General features: G+C 61.2%; 17 protein-coding genes and 1 rRNA gene. 3 read left to right on the plus strand and 15 right to left on the minus strand.

Annotated elements, in window-relative coordinates; genetic code table 11:
* Positions 1–168: 168 nt before the first annotated feature.
* From KGB24_RS25750 to KGB24_RS25780, 7 genes are all read right to left on the minus strand, one after another.
* Positions 169–1458, minus strand: a complete 1290-nt coding sequence (locus KGB24_RS25750; RefSeq protein ID WP_223416182.1) for a tryptophan 7-halogenase — start codon at positions 1456–1458, stop codon at positions 169–171.
* Complete coding sequence (locus KGB24_RS25755) at positions 1455–2132, minus strand: S8 family serine peptidase (protein WP_008027979.1); 678 nt, start codon at positions 2130–2132, stop codon at positions 1455–1457. The genes KGB24_RS25750 and KGB24_RS25755 overlap by 4 nt, the downstream gene beginning before the upstream one ends.
* Entirely contained in the window at positions 2122–3840 is a 1719-nt protein-coding gene (locus KGB24_RS25760; RefSeq protein WP_223416183.1) for an ABC transporter ATP-binding protein, read from the minus strand. Before KGB24_RS25760 ends, KGB24_RS25755 begins: the two co-directional genes overlap by 11 nt.
* A complete protein-coding gene (locus tag KGB24_RS25765) occupies positions 3840–5744 on the minus strand; it encodes a sigma-54-dependent Fis family transcriptional regulator (protein WP_223416184.1) in 1905 nt (634 codons plus the stop codon). Before KGB24_RS25765 ends, KGB24_RS25760 begins: the two co-directional genes overlap by 1 nt.
* 234 nt (positions 5745–5978) lie before the next feature.
* Positions 5979–7004 carry a histone deacetylase family protein gene (locus tag KGB24_RS25770; protein WP_223416185.1) on the minus strand — a complete coding sequence of 342 codons (1026 nt, stop codon included), beginning with the start codon at positions 7002–7004 and terminating at the stop codon, positions 5979–5981.
* A 153-nt stretch (positions 7005–7157) separates the two neighbouring features.
* On the minus strand, positions 7158–8387 hold the full coding sequence (locus KGB24_RS25775; RefSeq protein WP_223416186.1) for a Zn-dependent hydrolase: 1230 nt from the start codon (positions 8385–8387) through the stop codon (positions 7158–7160).
* A 128-nt stretch (positions 8388–8515) separates the two neighbouring features.
* Positions 8516–9826 (minus strand): MFS transporter, encoded by a 1311-nt coding sequence (locus tag KGB24_RS25780; protein WP_223416187.1) that lies wholly within the window; start codon positions 9824–9826, stop codon positions 8516–8518.
* A 161-nt stretch (positions 9827–9987) separates the two neighbouring features.
* Between KGB24_RS25780 and KGB24_RS25785 the strand changes: the two genes are divergently transcribed.
* Positions 9988–10920 carry a LysR family transcriptional regulator gene (locus tag KGB24_RS25785; protein ID WP_223416188.1) on the plus strand — a complete coding sequence of 311 codons (933 nt, stop codon included), beginning with the start codon at positions 9988–9990 and terminating at the stop codon, positions 10918–10920.
* Here the strand turns inward: KGB24_RS25785 and KGB24_RS25790 are convergent.
* From KGB24_RS25790 to KGB24_RS25815, 6 genes are all read right to left on the minus strand, one after another.
* Positions 10917–11528 (minus strand): RraA family protein, encoded by a 612-nt coding sequence (locus KGB24_RS25790; RefSeq protein ID WP_223416189.1) that lies wholly within the window; start codon positions 11526–11528, stop codon positions 10917–10919. The genes KGB24_RS25785 and KGB24_RS25790 overlap by 4 nt on opposite strands.
* Entirely contained in the window at positions 11521–11913 is a 393-nt protein-coding gene (locus KGB24_RS25795) for a RidA family protein (RefSeq protein WP_223416190.1), read from the minus strand. Before KGB24_RS25795 ends, KGB24_RS25790 begins: the two co-directional genes overlap by 8 nt.
* An 18-nt stretch (positions 11914–11931) precedes the next feature.
* Positions 11932–13311: an MFS transporter gene (locus KGB24_RS25800; RefSeq protein ID WP_008028000.1), complete on the minus strand. Its 1380-nt coding sequence runs from the start codon at positions 13309–13311 to the stop codon at positions 11932–11934.
* Positions 13312–13430: 119 nt separating this feature from the next.
* Positions 13431–14360 carry a 2-hydroxyacid dehydrogenase gene (locus tag KGB24_RS25805; protein WP_223416191.1) on the minus strand — a complete coding sequence of 310 codons (930 nt, stop codon included), beginning with the start codon at positions 14358–14360 and terminating at the stop codon, positions 13431–13433.
* On the minus strand, positions 14357–15112 hold the full coding sequence (locus KGB24_RS25810; RefSeq protein ID WP_008045063.1) for a class II aldolase/adducin family protein: 756 nt from the start codon (positions 15110–15112) through the stop codon (positions 14357–14359). Before KGB24_RS25810 ends, KGB24_RS25805 begins: the two co-directional genes overlap by 4 nt.
* Positions 15109–16410, minus strand: coding sequence for an MFS transporter (locus KGB24_RS25815; RefSeq protein ID WP_223416192.1), 1302 nt, complete (start codon positions 16408–16410; stop codon positions 15109–15111). Before KGB24_RS25815 ends, KGB24_RS25810 begins: the two co-directional genes overlap by 4 nt.
* Before the next feature lie 156 nt (positions 16411–16566).
* Here KGB24_RS25815 and KGB24_RS25820 point away from each other — a divergent pair, with 156 nt between their 5' ends.
* Positions 16567–17523 (plus strand): LysR family transcriptional regulator, encoded by a 957-nt coding sequence (locus KGB24_RS25820; protein WP_008028009.1) that lies wholly within the window; start codon positions 16567–16569, stop codon positions 17521–17523.
* Between the two features lie 12 nt (positions 17524–17535).
* On the opposite strand, the gene mrdA is transcribed toward KGB24_RS25820, so the two are convergent.
* Positions 17536–19428 carry a penicillin-binding protein 2 gene (gene mrdA, locus KGB24_RS25825; RefSeq protein WP_223416193.1) on the minus strand — a complete coding sequence of 631 codons (1893 nt, stop codon included), beginning with the start codon at positions 19426–19428 and terminating at the stop codon, positions 17536–17538.
* 265 nt (positions 19429–19693) lie between these two features.
* Here mrdA and KGB24_RS25830 point away from each other — a divergent pair, with 265 nt between their 5' ends.
* Positions 19694–20617, plus strand: a complete 924-nt coding sequence (locus KGB24_RS25830) for a TIGR03571 family LLM class oxidoreductase (protein WP_008028013.1) — start codon at positions 19694–19696, stop codon at positions 20615–20617.
* A 109-nt stretch (positions 20618–20726) separates the two neighbouring features.
* On the opposite strand, the gene rrf is transcribed toward KGB24_RS25830, so the two are convergent.
* Positions 20727–20823: ribosomal RNA gene (gene rrf, locus KGB24_RS25835) — 5S ribosomal RNA — on the minus strand; the annotation flags it as partial.

Genomic DNA, 20823 nt, shown 5'->3' on the forward strand with positions numbered 1-20823 from the left:
GGTATGCGGCGATTGAGCATTACACCGAGTTGAAGTCGGTGTTGATCAAGCTTTGATTTTCAGCGTTCTTTAGGCCGCCTTCGCGGGCAAGCCTCGCTCCTACAAGGGCACGAAAACCTGTAGGAGCGAGGCTTGCCCGCGAAGAGGTCAGACCAATCGCTACAAATATCAGGGCTTGAACCCCTGCCCCAACAACCAACTCCTGACCATCCTCCCCTGCTCCACCGTCAACCCCGCCAACGCCTGCCCGGCCGGTTCAGTCCGCAACCTGCGCACCAACGGCGCCAACTCAACCCCCTGCACATGCCAGATCCCCAACGGCTGATCCGCTGTGATCACCACCTCGGCCTCATCCACAAACCCATCCTTCAACACCGGCGCCCGCTCGATCCGCAGCGCGACAAAATCCGCCTCGGCATGCACCACCTCGGCATCCGGCCACTGCCGCCGCGCCTGCCAGAATGGTTGATCCAGCCAACGCTGCTCATCGGCATAAAAATCCCGCCCGATCCGCGCAAAACGCAAAAACAACTGCTCCACCCGTTGCTGATGAAAACGCTGGGCCAACGCCGCCCGCTCAGGTTTTCGCAACAACGTGTTGATCACCGTCGGCGCCTGCAACGCCGAGGACAAGGACTGAAAGATGCCATTGCCCGACAGCGGGTCCACCGCCATCGCCGCATCGCCGACCCGAATCCAGTTTTCGCCGCACACCTGCGGGCTCAAAATCGCGGTGCTGCTGCGGGCGTGCAGCTGTAGATCGACCTCATGTTCGACACCAAAAAACTCACGCGCCAACGAGGAACCCTGGCGCTGCTGGCGACAGTAATCGAGCAACTGCGTCTTGCCCGGCAGCTCGGCACTGGCCACGTCCACCGTCCATTGCCAATAACACTGACCGTCCGCCCGCCGCGCCATCCAAGCCCAGCCGTCCGCAAGGCTTTCCACGGCACTGGCAGTGTTGCCCGGCGCGCCTTGCCAGCGATTGAGCAGGCTGACCGTCTCCGGCCCGCGCAGCCCCTTGCCGAGTGCCGGTGCCTGGCGTCCGCGCGCCTCGACGAGGAAGTCCGCGAGCAACGCCTCACGCCCTTCAATCTCGATCCGATGTCCCTCCGCCGAGGTCTGAACGCTCAGCACCCGACCTTCAATCAGCTCAACGCCCGCCAGACGCAGGTCCTCGCGCAGTCCTCGATCAAAGCTCGGACGGTCCAGCAGGAATTCGATGTTTTGCGCATGCTGCTGACCGTTCCACGACACCTGCCGCTGCGACGGCAACGCCGCATCCGCCAGCGCCTGATGCAGACCGGCACCGCGCAAGGCCTCCAGCACCCGCAGCGAAACGCCTTCCAGCGCCGCAAACCGGCGCCACTCGCTGACCAGCGTCACGGGGTAACCGAGCGGCCGCAAGCCCAAGGCAACCGCCGCTCCCGCTGGCCCCGCCCCCAGAATCAGGATCATGCTCCGAAGCGCCGTTCAGGACCGCGATAACGGGCATTCTTGCGCAGCCAGTCGATGATCTGTTCGTTGCTCGCCTCGGGTTGTGAAACGAGGAAACCGGCAATGTGCCCGCTCAACGCCGCGCAGCCCAGACTGGCGCCGGACTGCCCCGGATACGTCCCGTGCACGCACGCCGCGAAATCCGCCTGAGCGCTGTTGAGCCAAGACCATTCCTGTTCGGCGCAACGTGCATCGCCGGTCACCCGCAGCACCTGTGGATAATTCGCCGGGAACACGCCCTCGCCCTGCGCCGGGCTCGATGCACACAGCAAAATGCCTTGCGCTACTGCTGCCGCGCAGGCTTCGCGCAATAGACTGCGGTCCTGGCGCAAACCGAGGCTCAGATTGATCAGCCGTACGTCCTGCGCCACCAGCCAGTCAATCGCCGTGGCAATCTGCAGGGCGCTGGTGACGCCACGCTGGTCGAACACCTGAGCCACGCAGAACACCGCCGAAGGGGCCCGATGACTAATGGCTTCGATCACCGCGCTGCCGTGGCCGAGCGGGTCGTCGCGCAAGTCACTTTCGGCCAGGCCGTCCGCCAGCAACGAGAACCGTCGCCCGGCGATCACCTGCACCCGCTGCGCCGCCGAATGGCCGCTGTCCACCACACCGATTCGCAGTTCAGACTTCATGCTGCACCGTTTTCGACGTGAGCACGCCGTCGAGCAATTCGAAGCGCAGGTCGGCATCGGCCAACGTTGAGGGACGATGACTGATGAGGATGCGCGTGCGTCCGGCAAACAGTCGGTCGATGGCCTCGATCACTTCGCGCTCGGTGGCTTCATCCACCGCCGAAGTGGCTTCGTCGAGCACCAGAATCAACGGGTCCTGCAACAGTGCCCGGGCGATGGCGATGCGCTGTTTCTGCCCGCCGGACAACTGCTGCCCGCGTTCGCCCAACGGACTGTCGAGGCCTTCGGGCAATGAGGCGATCAGGCTGTCGAGTTGCGCCAGCCGCGCTACGTCGGCGATTGCTTCGCGGCTGGCGTCGGGCACCGCGTAGGCCAGGTTATCGGCGAGGCTGCCGCGAAACAGCACGATGTCCTGACTGACCACGGCAATCCGCCGGCGCAACTGGAACAGGTCCAGTTCCCGCAGGTCGACCTCGCCGAGCAGCACCCGCCCGGACTGTGGATCGTGATGCCGTTGCAGCAAATCGATCAGCGTCGATTTGCCGACGCCGGAGCCGCCGCTCAGGGCGACTTTCAAACCGTAGGGAATCCGCGCTTCAATGCCGCGCAAGGTGCTCGGCCGACCGGGATGGCTGAAGTGCACGTCGTCGAAACGCAGTTCGCCGGAGGTCGGCATTGGCCGGGGTTCAACGGGGGTCAGCACGGTCGGTTCTTCACCGCGCAATTCCATGACGCGCCCGAGACTGACCGTCATCCGCTGAATCGCCACGTAGAGCCCAAGCAGACTTTGAACCGGCCCGACCGCCATCCCCAGATAGGTGGAAAACGCGATCAGCGCCCCCAGTTGCCAGGTACCTTGCACCACCCAATAACCGCCAATCAAAAACGCACAGGCACGGGACAGCGAGGTCAGCGTGCCCGGCACCGCCTGGGTGAAAAACTCGGTGACTTGCAGGCGCAGCAGTTGACTCATGTAGCCCTGCCCCAACGCCTCCAGACGCCGCGACTCACGTTGCTGCTGACCGGCCGACTGAATGAATTTCATCACCGGCAGGGTCTCGACCATGAACGACGACATGTCCGCCGAACGCTCGCGCAACTGGCGCACATCGCGCTCGACCTTACGCCGCATCCAGCGCAGCCAGAGCACGTCGAGGGGAATCAGCACCAGCGCCAGCAGCGACAACTTCCACGACAACGTCAGCAACATCGCCACGGCGACCACCAGGCCGATCACGCTCGACACTGCCGAGAACAGCGAATCCACGGCGAAGCGCTGGATCTCCGCGACATCGCCATCGAGGCGCGACATCAGGTCGCCGATGCGCCGTTGCCCGTAGAAGCTCGGTGACAGGGTTTGCAAATGCCGATAAAGGTCGTCGCGCAGCGAGAACAGAATCCGCCCGGACAGCCGCGTGTGCAGGTAACGATTGATCCCCGAGAGCGCCGTGCCGAGCAGCCCGGCGACGATCATCAACCCGGCGATCAACACCAGCATGGGGAAGTTGCGCGCCAGCAAGCCATCGTCGATCAGCAGCTTGGTCAGCCAGGGTTGCACCAGCACCAGCGACGAGGCGCAGACCGACAGACCGAGCAGTCCGACAATCGCCAGACGATGCGGGCGCACAAAGCTGTAGAGCCAGCGCAACGCCGCTTGCAGGGCTTCGGGGTTCTGGCTGTCGATCAGCCGAACGATCAGGCGCTGCATCACGAACGCAACTGTTTGAGCTTGCGGTACAAGGTTGCGCGACTGATGCCCAAGGCGTCGGCGGCGGCCGAGACGTTGCCCTGATGGCTGTCCAGGGACTGGCGAATCAGCTCCAGTTCGTTTTCGCGAATGCTCCCGGACGCCGGCCGCTCGCTGGCGTTCAGTTCGTCGAGCATGCTGTCGGGCAAATGATCGAGGGTGAGGACCGTGTCCCCCGGTTCGCGCATGGCCAGCGCGGTGCGCAAGACCATTTCCAGTTGGCGGATGTTGCCCGGCCAGTGGTAACCCGCGAGCAAGCGGTTCAAGTCGTCATGCAGGAGCATGGCCGGTGCATCTAGCCTGGCCAGCAGACGACCGACCAGCGCGTTGAAATCGTCGCGTTCGCGCAGGGCCGGCAACATCACGCTGATACCGTTGACCCGATAGAACAGGTCTTCACGGAAGTGTTTTTCTTCGACCAGGCGTTTGAGGTCGCGGTGGGTGGCGCAGATCAGGGCGACGTCGATGTCCTGTTCTTCACCGGCGCCCAAAGGCGCGACCTTACGGTCCTGCAACACGCGCAGCAGACGCGCCTGCAAGGCCAGCGGCATGTCGCCGATTTCGTCGAGAAACAACGTGCCGCCATGGGCCTGTTGCAGACGCCCGACCATGCCGCCGCGACGGGAGCCGGTGAACGCGCCTTCGCGGTAACCGAACAGTTCCGACTCGATCAGGCCTTCGGGAATCGCCGCACAGTTCACCGCGACAAAGGGCTTGTCGCAGCGGCTGCCGGCCATGTGCAAGGCGCGCGCGATCATTTCCTTGCCGGTGCCTGTTTCGCCGAGCAGCAACACCGGCAACTCGTTGGCCAGCCCCTGACGGGCCATGCGCAAGGCGCGGGCATAACGGACGTTGCTGCCGGCCAGGGCGTCGAGATCCGGTTGAGGTTTGGCGGTTTTCGCCGGGCTGCGCGGCGGCGTGCTGACGTTGATCGAGCGCTGCGGTGCGCGCAGGGTTTTATAGAAAAATTCGCCTTTGGCGGTCTGTAAACTGCCGACGCCGCCCTGATGCAAACGCGACAACAGTTGCAAGCCATCGACGCCGAGAAACTCTTCGCAACGGCGACCGACCAGCGCCGAGCGTTCGGCATGGAGCAACTGACACGCCTGGGCGCTGACCGCAAGAATCTGCCCGCCAAGGCTCACCGCCAGCAAACCCTGCCAAGGGGATTCGAGGTACTGCCGGCGGCTGTGGAACGCCAGCACGATCTGGTCGGGGAAACTGGCGTTGAACACCCGGCTTTCAATCTGGCTGACCGCCATGGCCAACAGCGCGGTGCTGTCGTGAACGCGGCCGAGCGGGCCTTCGCGGGTCAGGTCGAGGACGCCGAGGATGTCGCCTTGCGGGCAATAAATCGGCACTGAGGTGCAGGAGAAATCGGTCAGGCGATCGAGGTAATGCTCGCCGCAATCGATCATCGTCGGCCGGGCTTCCACCAGCGCGGTGCCCAGCGCGTTGGTGCCGCGAGCGGCTTCGCTCCAGCAGGCGCCAAGGGTGATGTCCTGCAGGCCGCTGCCCTTGAGGCGATCGGCGCGGCCTTCGACCGCGAGGATGGTCGCGTCGGAATTGGCGAGGATGATCAGGCCTTCCTTGCCCTGGCGGTCGGCCAGGTAATCGATCGCCGGCAATGCCGCGTCGATCAGCAGGCGATTGTTCGCCAGCAGCACGTCGAGACTCGCGCTCGATTCCAGCGCCAGTTCATGTTTGCTGTTGAAATGCACGCCATGGCTGAGGCTGCGTCGCCACGATGCATCGATTTCCGCCCGCAACACGCCATCGGGGACTTCACCCTCAAGATGGAGTTTTTCCCGGGCCAGCCGGGCTTCATGGTGCCGCTTGGGGGAAGTTGTTTTTATTAGCGTCATCAAGCGCTCCGAATCGGTCCGCCCTGCGCTTTTTTAAGTTCAGCGCCCTGCCGCAATCTTTACGTTAACGTCAGGGCGATGGCAAGTGTGTTTCATCCGTTGTACCGCGTTATCGTTCTTCGCGGGCAAGCCTCGCTCCTACAGGTTCAGCGTCGCCCACAAACAGGCGAGTCAACTTAGGCACTGTAGGAGCGAGGCTTGCCCGCGAAGGCGATCATCCAGGCACCCCACAACTCAGATCCGCCACACCTGCGGCCCGACAAAAAACGCCCGCGCATTGTCCTCAAGACTCTCCAGGTGATACCCACCCTCCTGCACAATCAGGCACGGCAACCCAAGGCTGCGAATCCGCTCACCCAGCCGCGCAAACCCTTCCCGCGTCACCGCCACTTTGCTCTGCGGGTCCAGCTCGAAAATGTCGAAACCCAGGGACAGCACCAACACCTCGGCAGCGAAATCCTTCACCGCCGCCAGCGCCACCTCCAGTTGCCCAAGAAAGTCCGCCTCACTCGAACCATGGGCCATCGGCAAGTTCAGGTTGTACCCCTCGCCCGCCCCGGCACCGCGCTCATCCGCAAACCCGGCAACCCCCGGATAGAAGTTGGTCGGATCGCCATGCACAGAGACGTACAGCACGTCATCGCGGTCGTAGAAAATCTCCTGAATCCCCTGACCGTGGTGCATGTCAGTGTCGAGCACCGCGACGCGTTCAAACCCGCCGCGCAACACCTGCGCCGCCACCGCCGCGTTGTTCACATAGCAGAAACCACCGGCCGCTTCGGCCCGGGCGTGATGCCCCGGTGGACGGCACAACGCGTAAGCCGCCGGCTCGCCATCAAGCAACGCCTGCGCACCGGCCACTGCGCTTTGGGCCGACCAATAGGCCGAACGCCAGGTCTGTTCGCCCACCGGGCAACTGCCATCCGCGAGATAACGTGCGGCCTGAGCCAGGATTCCGCGCAGAGCGTTTGGCTCACGGACGAAGATGTTCGACATCACTTCGTCGCCCCAATCTTCCGGGATTTCCTTCCAGCGCTGATGCGCTTCCTGGAGAAACGCCAGGTACGGCGCACCGTGCACCGCCAGCAGCGGATCAAGTCCGGCATCCACCGGCTGCTCGACTTTGAAGCCCAGCGAGCGAGACGCCTGCACCAGTCGCTGCGCACGCTCCGGCACTTCCTGCGGCGTGCGCATCTGTCCGCGGGAGTAATAGCTGCGTGGATGGTGAAGCAATTGTTCGGGATGGAAAAAACTGCGCATGGGATTGATACCTGTCAGATAACGTAAATCTTCAAACCGGGCATGTTCAATTGTGGGAGCGAGCCTGCTCGCGAAGGCGGTGTGTCAAACAACATTGGCTTCGACTGACACGCCCTCATCGCGAGCAGGCTCGCTCCCACAGGGGTTTGGCGTTTATTCAGCTTTACCGGCGCGGGACAGCACGGCGTTGAGCAGCACGTCGGTGCCTTGCCGCACGTCTTCCGGCAACACGTCTTCGGCTTCGTTATGACTCAAGCCGCCGACACACGGGATGAACACCATCGCCGTCGGGCAGAACCGCGCCAGGTGAATCGCGTCATGCCCGGCACCGCTGACAATCGATTGCTGAGCGTAACCCAGGGCATCCACAGCGTGTTGCACCGCCGCCACGCAGTCTGCGTCGAACGGTGTCGCCGGGCTGATCCAGTGCGGGGTGATCGTCAGGTTCAGGCCGCGACCGTCGGCAATCGCCTGCAGCCGCGCGCGCACTTGCTGCTCCATCGCATCGATGGCGTCGTCGCGGTGATGACGCAGGTCGACGGTAAAATTCACCAACCCCGGAATGGTGTTGCGCGACGACTTGTTGATGCTCAACTCACCGACGGTGGTCAGGCCCTCCGGGGCGAAATCGGTGGCCAGACTTTCAATCGCCTGAATCATCCGCGCCACGCCGTACAGCGCATCCTTGCGCAGGGGCATCGGCGTGGTGCCGGCGTGAGCCGCCATGCCTTCGACCCGCACGTCGAGCCAGCGAATCGCCTGGCCGCCGCTGACCACGCCGATGCTCTTGGCGTTGTCTTCAAGGATCGGGCCTTGTTCGATGTGGGCTTCAAAATACGCATCCACCGCGCCGCCCAACGGACGCTCGCCGGCATAGCCGGTACGCTTCAGTTCATCACCGACGCTGATGCCATCGGCATCCCGCACCGCCAGCGCCGCGTCCAATTGCATGATGCCGGTGAACACCGCCGAGCCAAACATCGCCGGGGTGAAGCGCGCGCCTTCTTCGTTGGTCCACACCGCCACTTCCAGCGGCTTGCGGGTCTGGATGCCGAGGTCGTTGAGGCAGCGCACCACTTCGAGGCCGGCGAGCACGCCGTACACGCCATCGAAGCGTCCGCCTTCAGGCTGAGTGTCGAGATGGCTGCCCATCATCACGGGCGCAGCGTCCGGGTCCGTGCCGGCGCGGCGGGCGAACAGGTTGCCGATGGCGTCCACGCTCAGGGTCATGCCGGCTTCGCGGCACCAGTGGGCAAACAGTTCGCGACCGGCCTTGTCTTCATCGCTCAAGGCCAGGCGGCAACTGCCGCCACGGGCGGTGGCGCCGATTTCGGCCATCGCCATCAGACTCGCCCACAGGCGTTCGCCATTAATCTTCAACATAAGACTCTCCAAAAATATTCGAAACGACGATCCCCTGTAGGAGCCGGCTTGCTGGCGATGGCGTGCGTTCAGGCGATAAACATGTCGACTGACACACCGTAATCGCCAGCAAGCCGGCTCCTACAAGTTCAAATGGTGGCTAGCTCAACGCGTTCAGCGTTGGCATGGCGACGGGCAAGGGACAGAACGCAGACCAGCGAAGTCGCGGCAATCAGGCTGTAGAACAGCGCCATCGGCCACCATTGGCCGGCGAATTTATGCGCCAGCAGCGTGCCGATCAGTGGCGTCAAACCACCGGCCACGGCGCCACAGATCTGATACGCCAGCGAAATCGCCGTGTAGCGCACGCGGGTCTCGAACATGCCGCTGACGTACCCGGCGATCACCGCGTAGAACGACGCCATGCACACCACCGCCAGCGCGATGCCAAGGATGATCAGCGGTGCCTGGCCCGAGCTGACCAGCACGAACATCGGGTACGGCGAAGCCATCGCCAACAACGACACCAGGCACAGGAAACGCGTGGCGCCGATTTTTTCCGCGAGCCACGCCGCCAGCGGCTGGATGCAGAACTGAATGATCGCCACCACAAACAGGCACTCGAGGATCAGCGAGCGCGGCAACTGCAGTTGCTGGGTGGTGTAGGCGATCATGAAGGTGTTGGTGAAATACACCCCGGCAATCCCCAGGGTGTTGGCGCCGATGCACAACAACAGCGGACGCCACGCGGTGCGCAGGACTTCCATGACCGGCGCCTGCTCTTTACGCGTGCTCTTGGCGGCGAGTTCGCGACTGGCGAGGAATTCCGGTGACTCGTTCACACCCAGTCGAATCGCCAGCCCCACCAGCAGCAGCAACGAACTGGCGAGGAACGGCAAGCGCCAACCCCAGCTCATCAGGTCTTCTTCCGGCAAACGGGTGACTGCGCTGAATGCCAGCAGCGACAGGATCAAACCGGCCGGGCTGCCAAGTTGCGCAAAGGACGCGAAGAAATTGCGCCGACCTTTCGGCGCATGCTCGCCGGCCATCAAGACCGCCCCGCCCCACTCGCCACCCACGGCAATGCCCTGGACGATGCGCAGCAGAATCAGCAGTACCGGCGCTGCTGCGCCGATCTGTGCATAAGTCGGCAGCAAACCGATGCAGACCGTGACCACGCCCATCATCAGCAAGGTGATGATCAGCGATTTCTTGCGCCCGATGCGGTCACCGATGTGGCCGAAGATGATCCCGCCCAACGGCCGTGCGAAGAAGCCCACGGCGAAGGTGCCGAACGCGGCCATGGTGCTGAACAATTTGTCGTCGGAGGGGAAGAACAGCGCACCGAACACCAGCGCGGCGGCGGTGGCGTAAATGTAAAAGTCGTACCACTCGATCATGGTGCCGATGAAGGCTGCGGCTGCCGCACGACGTGGCTGGGAAGAAGCTGGGGGCTTCATGGTTCGGACTCCATTGATTGTTTTTTTGGCAGGAGAAAAGCAGTAAATCCAAGGCACTCTGACGGCGCCTGTCTGGGAGTGATTTATCGTCCCGAGGCTATGATTAGTCAATTTTCTATTTATTATGCGCAGTATTACGACAGCTTATAATCGAGAGCCACATGGTCGAACGCGATGTGCAACGCCTGCTCAATGACCGACTGGACTGGAACCTGCTGCGCACCTTTCGGGTGATCGGCCAGGAGCTGAGCATCAGCCGCGCCGCCGCCCGCCTGCACCTGACGCAACCCGCCGTGAGCCAGGCATTGAAGCGTCTGGAAGAACAACTCGGCCGCCAACTGATCGCCCGTCGCGGGCCACGTTTTGCCCTGACCGAAGTCGGCGAGCAGATCTTCGCACTGGCCGGGGAAATCTATGGGCAGATGTCCCAGGTCAGCAGCGTGCTGGAGCAACCGGCCGACGAAGTGATCGGCAAGGTGCGCCTGTTGATCATCAGCCGGATCTACTCGGAACGCTTCGATGACTTCCTCGCGGACTTCCATCGGCAGCACCCGCGGGTCGATCTGGAGGTGGATGTGATGCGCAGCTCCGACATCGTCAGTGCGCTTCAGGAAAAAACCGCGACGCTGGGGCTGAGCCTCAATCGCCGTCCGCAACCGCGCCTGGAGCAACGGTTGTTCCTGCGTCAGCGCTATGCGTTTTTCTGCGGCAAGCATCATGCGATGTTCGGCCAGCAGAACGTCGATCAAGAGGATTTGCAGCGGGAGAATTTCGTCAGTTTCACCAGCGACCAAATCGGCGGCATGCTCTCGCCGCTGACGATTTTTCGCGATCAGCAGGGCTTCAGCGGACGCATCGTGGCGTCGTCACCGAGCCTGGAAGAAGTCCGGCGACTGGTGATCGCCGGGTTCGGTATCGGCTGTTTGCCCGAGCACGTGGTGGCGGCTGACGTCGACGCCGGATTGCTCTGGCGCCTGCCGCCCCACGAAGGGATTGCCGACGTGGACATTCATTTGCTGTGGAACCGCGAGCAGCGCATGAGCCGGGCCGAGACGATATTCATCGAGAGCCTGCAACGCTGCCTGACGGCCTAGACGCGCAACACCTGCGCGACCGGTTCACCGGCGTGCAAACGTTCGAGCAAGCGCGGTTCGGCATGATCGGACGCCAGCGCCTGCTCGATGACACCGGCCGCGGTGTGCCAATCGAGAAACAGCACGCCGTTGTCGTCCGCCAGCACCAGATCACCCGGCTGCACGGTGACGCCTGCGCAGTGAATCGGCTGGTTGATCTGGCTGTCGCCGCGACCGTGCAGCTTGGTGGTCAGCAGGCTGGTGCCGCGAGCGAAGACCGGCAATCCGCCCTCACGCAGCTCCAGCAAATCAGTCACGGCGCCGTCCACCACGATGCCCGCCGCCCCGGCACAACTCGCGGCACAACTGGTCACCGCGCCGACCGGTGCGTGTTGCCAGTCGCCGCCGGTGTCGATCACCAACACGTCGCCCGGCTTTATCAGCGCCAACGCCTGGTTGACGGCAATGGCATCGGCGCCCACCAATTTCAGGGTTAGCGCACGGCCCACCAGTTTCACATTGGGCACCATCGCCCGCAGTTGCGAGTCGGCAAAACCCGCCTCCAGAAAATGGCCAAGGGTCGGAAAACTCACCGCTTTTAACTGCTCGATCAACTGTGATTCATCCATGCTGCGCCTCCCTGGCAATCAACTCGGCCACACAGTCGATTTCCAGCGACACGCCCCACAGCGCCACGCACACCGTGGTTCGCGCCGGCGGCGCATGGCCGAGAAACTCGCGATACACCGCGTTGAACGGCTCCAGTTGCGCGGGATCGGTGAGGTACGCGTTGACCTTGATCACGTGGCTGAAACCCGAGCCGGCTTCAATCAGGATCGCCTCGAGATTGCGCAAGGTTTGCCGCACTTGCTCGGTGAAATCGGCGGGCTGCTCATCGAGTGTGCTTTGGGCCGGAATCTGCCCGGCGGTGAACACCAGATGGCCGCTGACCACCGCTTGAGAGTAAGGCCCGACGGGGCCGATGAAACCCGGAGCGGATTGAATTCTGCGCATGCTGTTGAGCTCCATGAATCAGGCCGCAGCCGATTTGAAAGGTTTGCGAACGGGTTGATCGGCAGCCGGACCCGCCGCCGGGATTTCGCTGATGTCGCGCTTGAACGTCTCGGTCAGCAGCAACAGCGCCAGCAAGGAAATCAGCGCCGCGCCGATCATGTACCAGGCCACCGACGAGCCTTTGCCGGTCGCTGCGAGCAACGCAGTGGTGACGATGGGCGTTGCGGCGCTGCCGAGCAGGCCGGACAGCATGTAGCTGATCGACAGTCCCGAATAACGCACGCGGGTGCCGAACAACTCCGCCAGGAAAGTCGCGATAGGCCCGTAGTTGGCGGCGAATGCAGTCATCAACAGCAAGTAGCCGAAGATCACCAGCGACAGCTCCTTGGTGTCCATCAGCCAGAACATCGGGAACGCGACCAACGCCTCGGCAACGATGCCGGCAACAATGATCGGCTTGCGGCCGAAACGGTCCGACAACGCGCCGAACACCGGCAGCATGACGATGCACCAGGCACAGGACAGCAGCACCACGCCCAGCATCACGCTGCGACTGAAACCGAGATTCTGCGTGCCGTACGTCAGGCCGAACGCGACGATGATGTTGAACGACGCGCCGGTCGACATCGTCGCAATACCGCCGAGCACCACTTGCTTCCAGTACTTGCGGAAGACTTCGGCCAGCGGCATTTTCACCTGCACTTCCGCTTCCTTGACCTTGTTGAAGGCCGGCGTTTCGGCGATGTTCAGGCGGATGTACAAACCCACGGCGATCAGCAGCACGCTGGCCAGAAACGGAATGCGCCAGCCCCAGGCCAACAGGTCTTCAGGCGACAGCCACGCGGCGATCACCAGGAACGCCAGGTTGGCAATCATGGTCCCGGCCGGGACGCCGATCTGCACCCAGGAACCGTACAGGCCGCGCTTGTTGGCCGGCGCATGTTCCACCGCCATCAACACCGCCCCGCCCCACTCACCGCCCAGCGCCAGGCCTTGAATCACCCTCAGCAATAACAACAGGATCGGCGCCCATATCCCGATGGCCGCGTAATTGGGTAACAAGCCGATCGCGAACGTGGCGGCGCCCATGGTCAACAGCGAAATCAACAACATTGACTTGCGACCCAGGCGGTCACCGAAGTGCCCGAACAATGCCGCACCGACAATCCGCGCCAGATACGCCGAAGCGAAGGTGCCGAATGCCAGCAATGTGCCGATCAGCGGCACGAAGTCCGGGAAGAACACCTTGTTGAAGACCAGCGCCGACGCGGTGGCAAACACAAACAGGTCGTACCATTCCACCGTGGTGCCGATGACACTGGCCACGGCAACTTTTTTCATGCTGATTGCAACTTCCGGCGGGGCACCGGACTTTTCTGCGGACGATAGATCGCTCATCACTGACTCCAGGAATTCTTCAGAACTCGTTTATTTAATTGTTTTGACTGGCAGTAAATCGTTTGAGAGTGAGGGATTGTTGTTATGTATCGCCCAACTGAGTGGGCGAGTTTTTATATTCAGTAACCCAGTAATCGGTCCGCGTTATTCAATAAAGGTTCGCCGGTATTTAAACGGCGGAAGTTCTCCGCAACTTGTTCGGCAATGCAGTCGTGGGAGGCTGCCGAAGCCATGTGCGGTGTGATCGTCACACCGGGCATTGTCCAGAGACGGTGATCAACCGGCAGTGGTTCTTGCTCGAAAACATCCAGCAGCGCGCCGCGCAGTTTTCCTCGTTTCAGGGCGTGTTCGAGGTCGTCGATATTGAGATGACCGCCCCGGCCGCAATTCACCAGCGCAGCGCCATTGGCTAATTGTTCGAAAGTTGAATGACCAAGAATGCCGCGAGTTTCGCGGGTCAGCGGCAACAAGTTGATCAGTAACTCCACACCCTCAAGAAACGGTTTCAGGTTTGCCGCACCGGCGAAGGTCTGCACGCCGTTTATCGTCTTGCCACTGCGCGCCCAGCCACGAACGTCATAACCGGAAGCGGCCAGATCCTGAGCGATGGCGCTGCCCAGCGATCCGAGCCCCATCACTCCCACCTTGAATTGCCCCGCCGCCCGTTGCAGCGGCCGCTCCCAGCGCTGCTCCTGTTGCTGCAACAGCACTTGATCGAAACCACGGTGATAGTGAATCACCGCCCAACGTACGTATTCGGTCATGCCCTGACGGTGGCCGGGATCGACCACCCGGCACACGGGCAGATCCGGGCACGACGGGTCGTGATCGAGGTGATCGATGCCGGCTGCCACCGAGTGAATCACCTGAAGATTCGGTAACGCGGCGAGGCTGCCCGGTAAAGGGAACCAGCACGCGGCAATCTGCGCATTTTTGGCCAGCGGATCATCCGCCAGCACGGTGGTGAGCTGCGGTGCGCTGCGGGCGAACGCGGCTTGCAGTTGCTTGAGCAGCAAGGTGTCGCGGGAAAGTAAAACCACGGTGCTCATGACAGATAGGACTCACGCTGGGATTCGATCAGGGTCAGTGCGGCCTCCCAGGCCAGGTCGATGATGTTGTCCTGCTCATCGCGGTCAAACTGCTCGGCGGTGTGTGCACACACTTCCGGCGACGGGTAATGCAACGCTGAACCGCCGGCCAGCGCCGCCACCTGCGCCTGACAGGCCCGCTCCAGAAAGTGGATCTCCTGAAACGCCTGAGCCACGCCGGAGCCGCCGACCAGCAAACCGTGATTGCGCAGGATCATTGCCCGGTGCGGCCCCAGATCAGCAATCAACCGCTCGCGCTCATCCAGCGACAACGCGATGCCTTCATAGGTGTGATACGCCAATTTGCCGTAGAACTTCAGCGCGTGCTGACTGATCGGCAACAGGCCCTGCTTCTGCGCCGCTACCGCCATGCCGGCGGCGGTGTGGGTATGGATCACGCAATTCAGGTCCGGACGGGCCATGTGGATCGCCGAATGAATGACGAACCCTGCGGCGTTGACCCGATGACCTTCGTAATGCGGATCGACGACGCGCCCTTCCTGATCGATGCGCACCAGATCCGAGGCGCGCATGCGGTCGAAAATCACCCCATAGCGGTTGATCAGAAAGTGATGCTCAGGCCCTGGAATCCGCAGGGTGATGTGGGTGTCGATCAAATCGGTCATGCGAAAGTGCGCGACCAGCCGATACAGCGCAGCCAGTTCGCAACGGGCCTTCCATTCAACCGGGCCGATGTGTTCAGGTTTACTCACGAATACACCTCTTTAGCAGCGTGGGTGACGACCGGGTTGGCGCGCAGGCGGGCCAGCCCGCAAACACCGATCAGGGACAGGGCCGAAAGCAAGGTGAAGAACACCGCCAACGGCAGCCATTGTCCGGAAAACTTGCTCGCCAGCAGCGTGCCGATCAGCGGCGTGGTGCCGCCGGCCAGTGCACAGCTCAACTGGTAAGCGATGGAAATGCCCGAGTAGCGCAGGTGCACCGGGAACGCCTGGGTCATGTAACCGGCGATCACCGCGTACAGCGCCGAAAGGATCACTACCGCGAGGGCGATGCCGAGGGTCATCAACAGAATGTTTTGCGTGCCCACCAGCAAGAACATCGGGTACGGCGTGACCATGCACAGCAGCGCAACGAGCTTGAGAAAACGACCTTCGCCGATGCGCTCGGCGAGCAGTGCGCTGAGCGGTTGCGAGAGCAACTGAATGACGGTCACCAGGAACAGGCAATCGAGAATCGTCGAGCGTGCGATGCCCTGATACTGGGTGACGTAGGTGATCATGAAGGTGTTGGTGAAGAAGAACCCGGCCGAGCCGATGGTCACTGCGGCGGCAGCGAACAGGATCTGCCGCCAGCACGTGCGAATCACGTCTTTCACCGGGTATTTGGCGGTCTCGTTGTTATCCCGAGCCTTGGCGAATTCCGGCGACTCATGAACGCCGGAGCGGATCATCAGGCCGACCATCATCAGCACACCACTGGCGAGGAACGGCAGACGCCAGCCCCAGGTCAGGAAGTCTTCGGGTTCGAGTGATGTCACCAGGCGAAAAGCAATCAACGCCAGTAACAAACCGGCCGGGCTGCCGAGTTGGGCGAATGATGCGTAGAAGGTTTTGCGCTTGGCTGGCGCGTGTTCGCTGGCCATCAACACGGCCCCGCCCCACTCGCCTCCGACGGAAATGCCCTGGATCAAACGCAGCACGATCAGGCCGATCGGTGCCCAGATACCGGCGCTGGCGTAGCTCGGTAACAGGCCGATGCCGGCAGTTGCCACGCCCATCAGCGCCATCGTCACCAGCAACATTTTCTTGCGGCCCAGACGGTCGCCCAGATGTCCGAAAACCATGCCGGCCATGGGACGGGCGATGAAGCCGACGGCGAAACTGCCAAAAGCCGCCAGGGTACTCATCACCGGGTCGCTGCTGGGAAAGAACACTTGCCCAAGCACCAACGCCGCCGCGGTGGCGTAAATGTAAAAGTCATAGAACTCGATGGTCGTGCCAATGAAGGCAGCGGCCGCCGCTCGACGCGGCTGTGCGGTGGTGTGCATGCAAGGACCCTGTGTATTTATAGTTTTGGGCAGGTACTGAAGGCTGTTTACGGTTGCGCTCTGTGGCGCTTGTGGGCTTTATCGCTTCCATGCCAGGATTAGTCAATTTTCATATTCTTATCTTTACTATTAGCGCTGCTACTACATGGGATTGTCATGACTTCCACTAACCCTTGGGTGGGCCGACGTTTTCTGAATGATCGTCTCGACTGGAACCTGCTGCGCACCTACCTTGTGATCGGCCAGGAAGGCAGCATGAGCCGTGCCGCAGCGCGGTTGCACATCACGCAGTCAGCCGTCAGCCAGGCGTTGAAACGGCTGGAAGAACAACTGGAATGTGTGTTGATTGCCCGTAGCGGGAGACGGTTTGACCTGACGGAAACCGGGGAAGAAGTCCTGCGCATTGCGACGGATATCTACGGCGATATTTCGCGATTGGGCACCGTGGTGGAGAGTCGTCACGATGACGTGGTGGGCAAGATCCGCATCCTCACCGTCAGCGGCGTGCAAGCGCGGCATTACGACGAGTTCCTCGCGGACTTCCATGAAACCCACCCGAAAATCGAGCTGGAAGTCGAAGTGATGGGCAGCTCGAACATCATCAGTTCGTTGCTGCAAAAGACCGCGACCATTGGCGTCGGTCTGTGTCGTTTACCGCAGCCGCGGCTGGAACAGCGGGTGCTGTTCCGAGAGCGTTATGCGTACTTTTGCGGGCAGCGTCATCGGCTGTTCGGACAAGAGAATCTGACGCTGGAACAGCTCGCCGCAGAAAATTTCGTCAGTTTCACCAGCGACCAGCTCGGCGGAAATCTTTCGCCACTGACGCTGTTTCGCGACCAGCAGGGTTTTACCGGCAAGATCGTTGCTTCATCGACGAGCTTCGAAGAGATTTACCGATTGATTTGCGCAGGTTACGGGATTGGCTGCCTGCCGACGCATTTGGTGAAAAGGGATGTCGAGCAAGGGTTGCTGTGGCGGTTGCCGCCGGAGGATGGAGTAGTGGATTTTGATATTCAGCTGCTGTGGAATCGCGAGCAGAAGATGAGTCAGGCGGAAACCGTGTTCCTCGAAAGCTTCCAGCACATGCTCAGCATTCGTGAGCCTGTGCTGTGAAGCCTTGATCGGTTAAACGTGAGGATCGCCCGGCGGTTTGCTCGGCGTGGCGTATTGCGGTTTCAGGTGGCCGTCCTGATCGAGTAACCAGGCGTCCATGATCTGTCGCACCACAGGCCCGGCGACGCGACCGCCAGCCTCGCCGTTTTCGATCATCACCGAGATGACAATCTTCGGGTGCTCAGCTGGCGCGAAGCCGACAAACAAGGCGTTGTCGCGGTTCCGTTCCAGGGTTTTCGCCCGGTTGTAGCGCTCGCCCTGTTTGATCGCGACCACTTGCGCGGTACCACTTTTCCCGGCGATACGATATTGCGCACCTTGGGCCGCCGCTCGGGCGATCCCGCGAGCGTCGTGCATCACCATTTGCATGCCGTGGTTGACCTGCTCCCAGTCACGCGGGTCTTTCAACAGGATGTTTGGCATCGGATGCTCATCCACTGGCGTCACACCGTCCACGGTCTTGGCCAGGTGCGGGCGGTTCCAGACACCTTTATTGGCGATCAGCGCGGTGGCTTGAGCGAGCTGCAGCGGCGTGACTTGCATGTAACCCTGGCCGATGCCGAGGATCACCGTTTCACCGGGGAACCACGCCTGACGGCGCGTGGCGCGCTTCCAGGCCTGAGACGGCATCAAACCGGCAGACTCTTCGAACATGTCCAGCGAGACCTTCTCGCCGAGCCCGAACATCGCCATGTAGTCGTGCAGGCGATCGATACCCAGTTTGTGCGCCAGGTCGTAGAAGTAGGTGTCGTTGGAGCGCATGATCGCTGCGTCCATGTCCACCCAACCGTCGCCGCTGTGGTTCCAGTTACGGTACTTGTGATCGAAGTCCGGGAGCTGGTAATAACCCGGGTCGAAGACGCGGGTCTGCGGGGTCACGACACCCGCATCCAGGCCGGCAATCGCCACTTCAGGCTTGATGGTCGAACCGGGCGCATAAAGACCGCGCAGCACGCGGTTGAACAGCGGCCGATCGATGGAGTCATGCAGTGCCGCATACTCCTTGAAGCTGATCCCGGTCACGAACAGGTTCGGGTCAAAGCTTGGCTTGCTGACCATGGCCAGCACTTCACCGGTCGATGGATCGAGCGCGACCACTGAACCGCGACGATCCCCCAAGGCTTCTTCGGCGGCTTCCTGAAGTTTGACGTCGAGGCTCAGGACGATGTTTTTACCAGGCACCGGATCGGTGTGTTTGAGCACTCGCAGCACGCGACCCTGGGCGTTGGTTTCGACTTCTTCGTAACCGACGTGGCCGTGCAATTCTGATTCATAAAATTTTTCAATCCCGGTCTTGCCGATGGATTGGGTGCCTCGGTACTCGACAGTGTCCAGGGCCTTGGATTCTTTCTCGTTGATTCGACCGACGTAGCCGATGGAATGGGCGAAGTGCGCGCCCATCGGGTAATGGCGAACGAACTGCGGCTCAACGTCGATTCCGGGCAGGCGGAATTCGTTGACGGCGAGTACGGCGATTTGCTCTTCACTGAGTTCGTAGAACAGCGTGACGGGCACAAAGGGGTGGCGCGCCTGCTTCATCGCCTTGTCGAAGAGCGTCCGATCTTCAGCAGGCAGGTGCAGGAGACTGACCACCTCATCCAGTTCTTCTTTGACGTTAGCGGCGCGTTCGCGGGTGATGGTCAGGTTGAAGCTGGGGCGGTTGTCGGCGAGGACCACGCCGTTGCGGTCGTAGATCAATCCGCGCGTGGGGGTGATCGGCAATACGTGGACGCGATTGTTTTCGGAGATGGTCGAGTGATAGTCAAACTCGACGACTTGCAGCACGTACAGGCGCACCACCAGTGCGCAGGTGATAGCGACGACGAACAAGGCGCAAGCCATCAGTCTTTTGTTGACCAGGCGCGTCTCTATTTCGTGGTCCTTGATCGGTATCGGTTGGGGCATTTCTGCAGCTGCTCTTTAACTAAAAAGGGGCGCCGATCCGTAGGCTTGAAATCAGTCCGTTAAAAAAACGAGCTGCACCATACCAAAAACCGTGCGGTCACTTTAGTGCGATTTCCTCTAACGGTTGTCCTTGAGGGCCAAAACGACGGTTGGTTTTTTCTGACTCGTGCGATTTGTTCAAAATTGATATTCCGATTCATGCATTTTTCTTGCAGATAGGCCTGTGGATACTGGGTGCATGTCATTCCCTTTTTGGAGTCATTTCATGCACCCACGATTTACACGATTACTCGGCTCGAACGGTTTTTCCATTGGGCTGGAGCTGCCACTGGATAACGATTGGTCCAGCGACGGCCAGCGCCGACGAATTGCCGAGGACCGCCCTTTCGGTGTTCCGGATCTGAAGCAACATGCAGCGATGGCGAGGCTGGCGGACAAGGCTGGGTTCCGTGCTCTGTGGGTCCGCGATGTGCCGGTTTACGACCCGAATTTCGGCGATGCCGCACAGGTTTTCGAAACCTTTTCCTACCTTGGTTACCTGGCCGGAATCACCGACAACATCATGTTGGGTACGGCGGCGGTTGTACTTCCATTGCGTCAGCCTTGGCTCACCTTGAAGTCAGCAAACAGTGTTGATGAGTTGAGCGATGGGCGTTTACTGCTTGGCGTGGCCAGTGGTGACCGGCCTATGGAATATCCATTGTTTGGGGTCGATTACGATCAGAGGGGAGAGATTTTTCGCGACACGGTGGAGTTGTTGCGCGACCAGGGTGAAGGCCGCCTGCCTGAAGGTGCGCACTTGCTTCCGCAGCGAGATGAAGCGGCTCCATTATTGGTGGCAGGTCTTGGCCAGCAATCACCTGCATGGATTGGTGAGCACATGGATGGCTGGCTCGCCTACCCGGGTACGCCAGATGAACATCGGCGTCGGGTCGGGTTGTGGCGCGAGGTGGGTGGGGATAAGCCTTACATCAGCTTCGTCCACCTTGATCTGGCAGCCAATCCTCACGCCCCTATGCGACGTGTGCGTTTCGGCGGCATTTGCGGGCGATTGGCACTGATTGATGAGCTTCAGGCATTACGTGAAGCCGGGGTACAACATGTTGGCCTGCATGTGCGACGTAGCGAACGCCCGGTTGCCGAGGTTATTGAAGAGATTGCTGAATACGTTCTGCCAAAGTTCCACTGACAATGCAGTGCCTTCAAGGGCCGCCAATGTGGCTGCCCTTTTTTTCGCCACTTTCCTGCGGGCAAAACAAAACCCCAACTGCTTTCGCAATTGGGGTTTCGGAATTTAATCTTGACGATGACCTACTCTCACATGGGGAAACCCCACACTACCATCGGCGATGCATCGTTTCACTGCTGAGTTCGGGATGGGATCAGGTGGTTCCA

The organism is Pseudomonas sp. BF-RE-25, assembly GCF_019956105.1.
Classification (GTDB): domain Bacteria; phylum Pseudomonadota; class Gammaproteobacteria; order Pseudomonadales; family Pseudomonadaceae; genus Aquipseudomonas; species Aquipseudomonas migulae.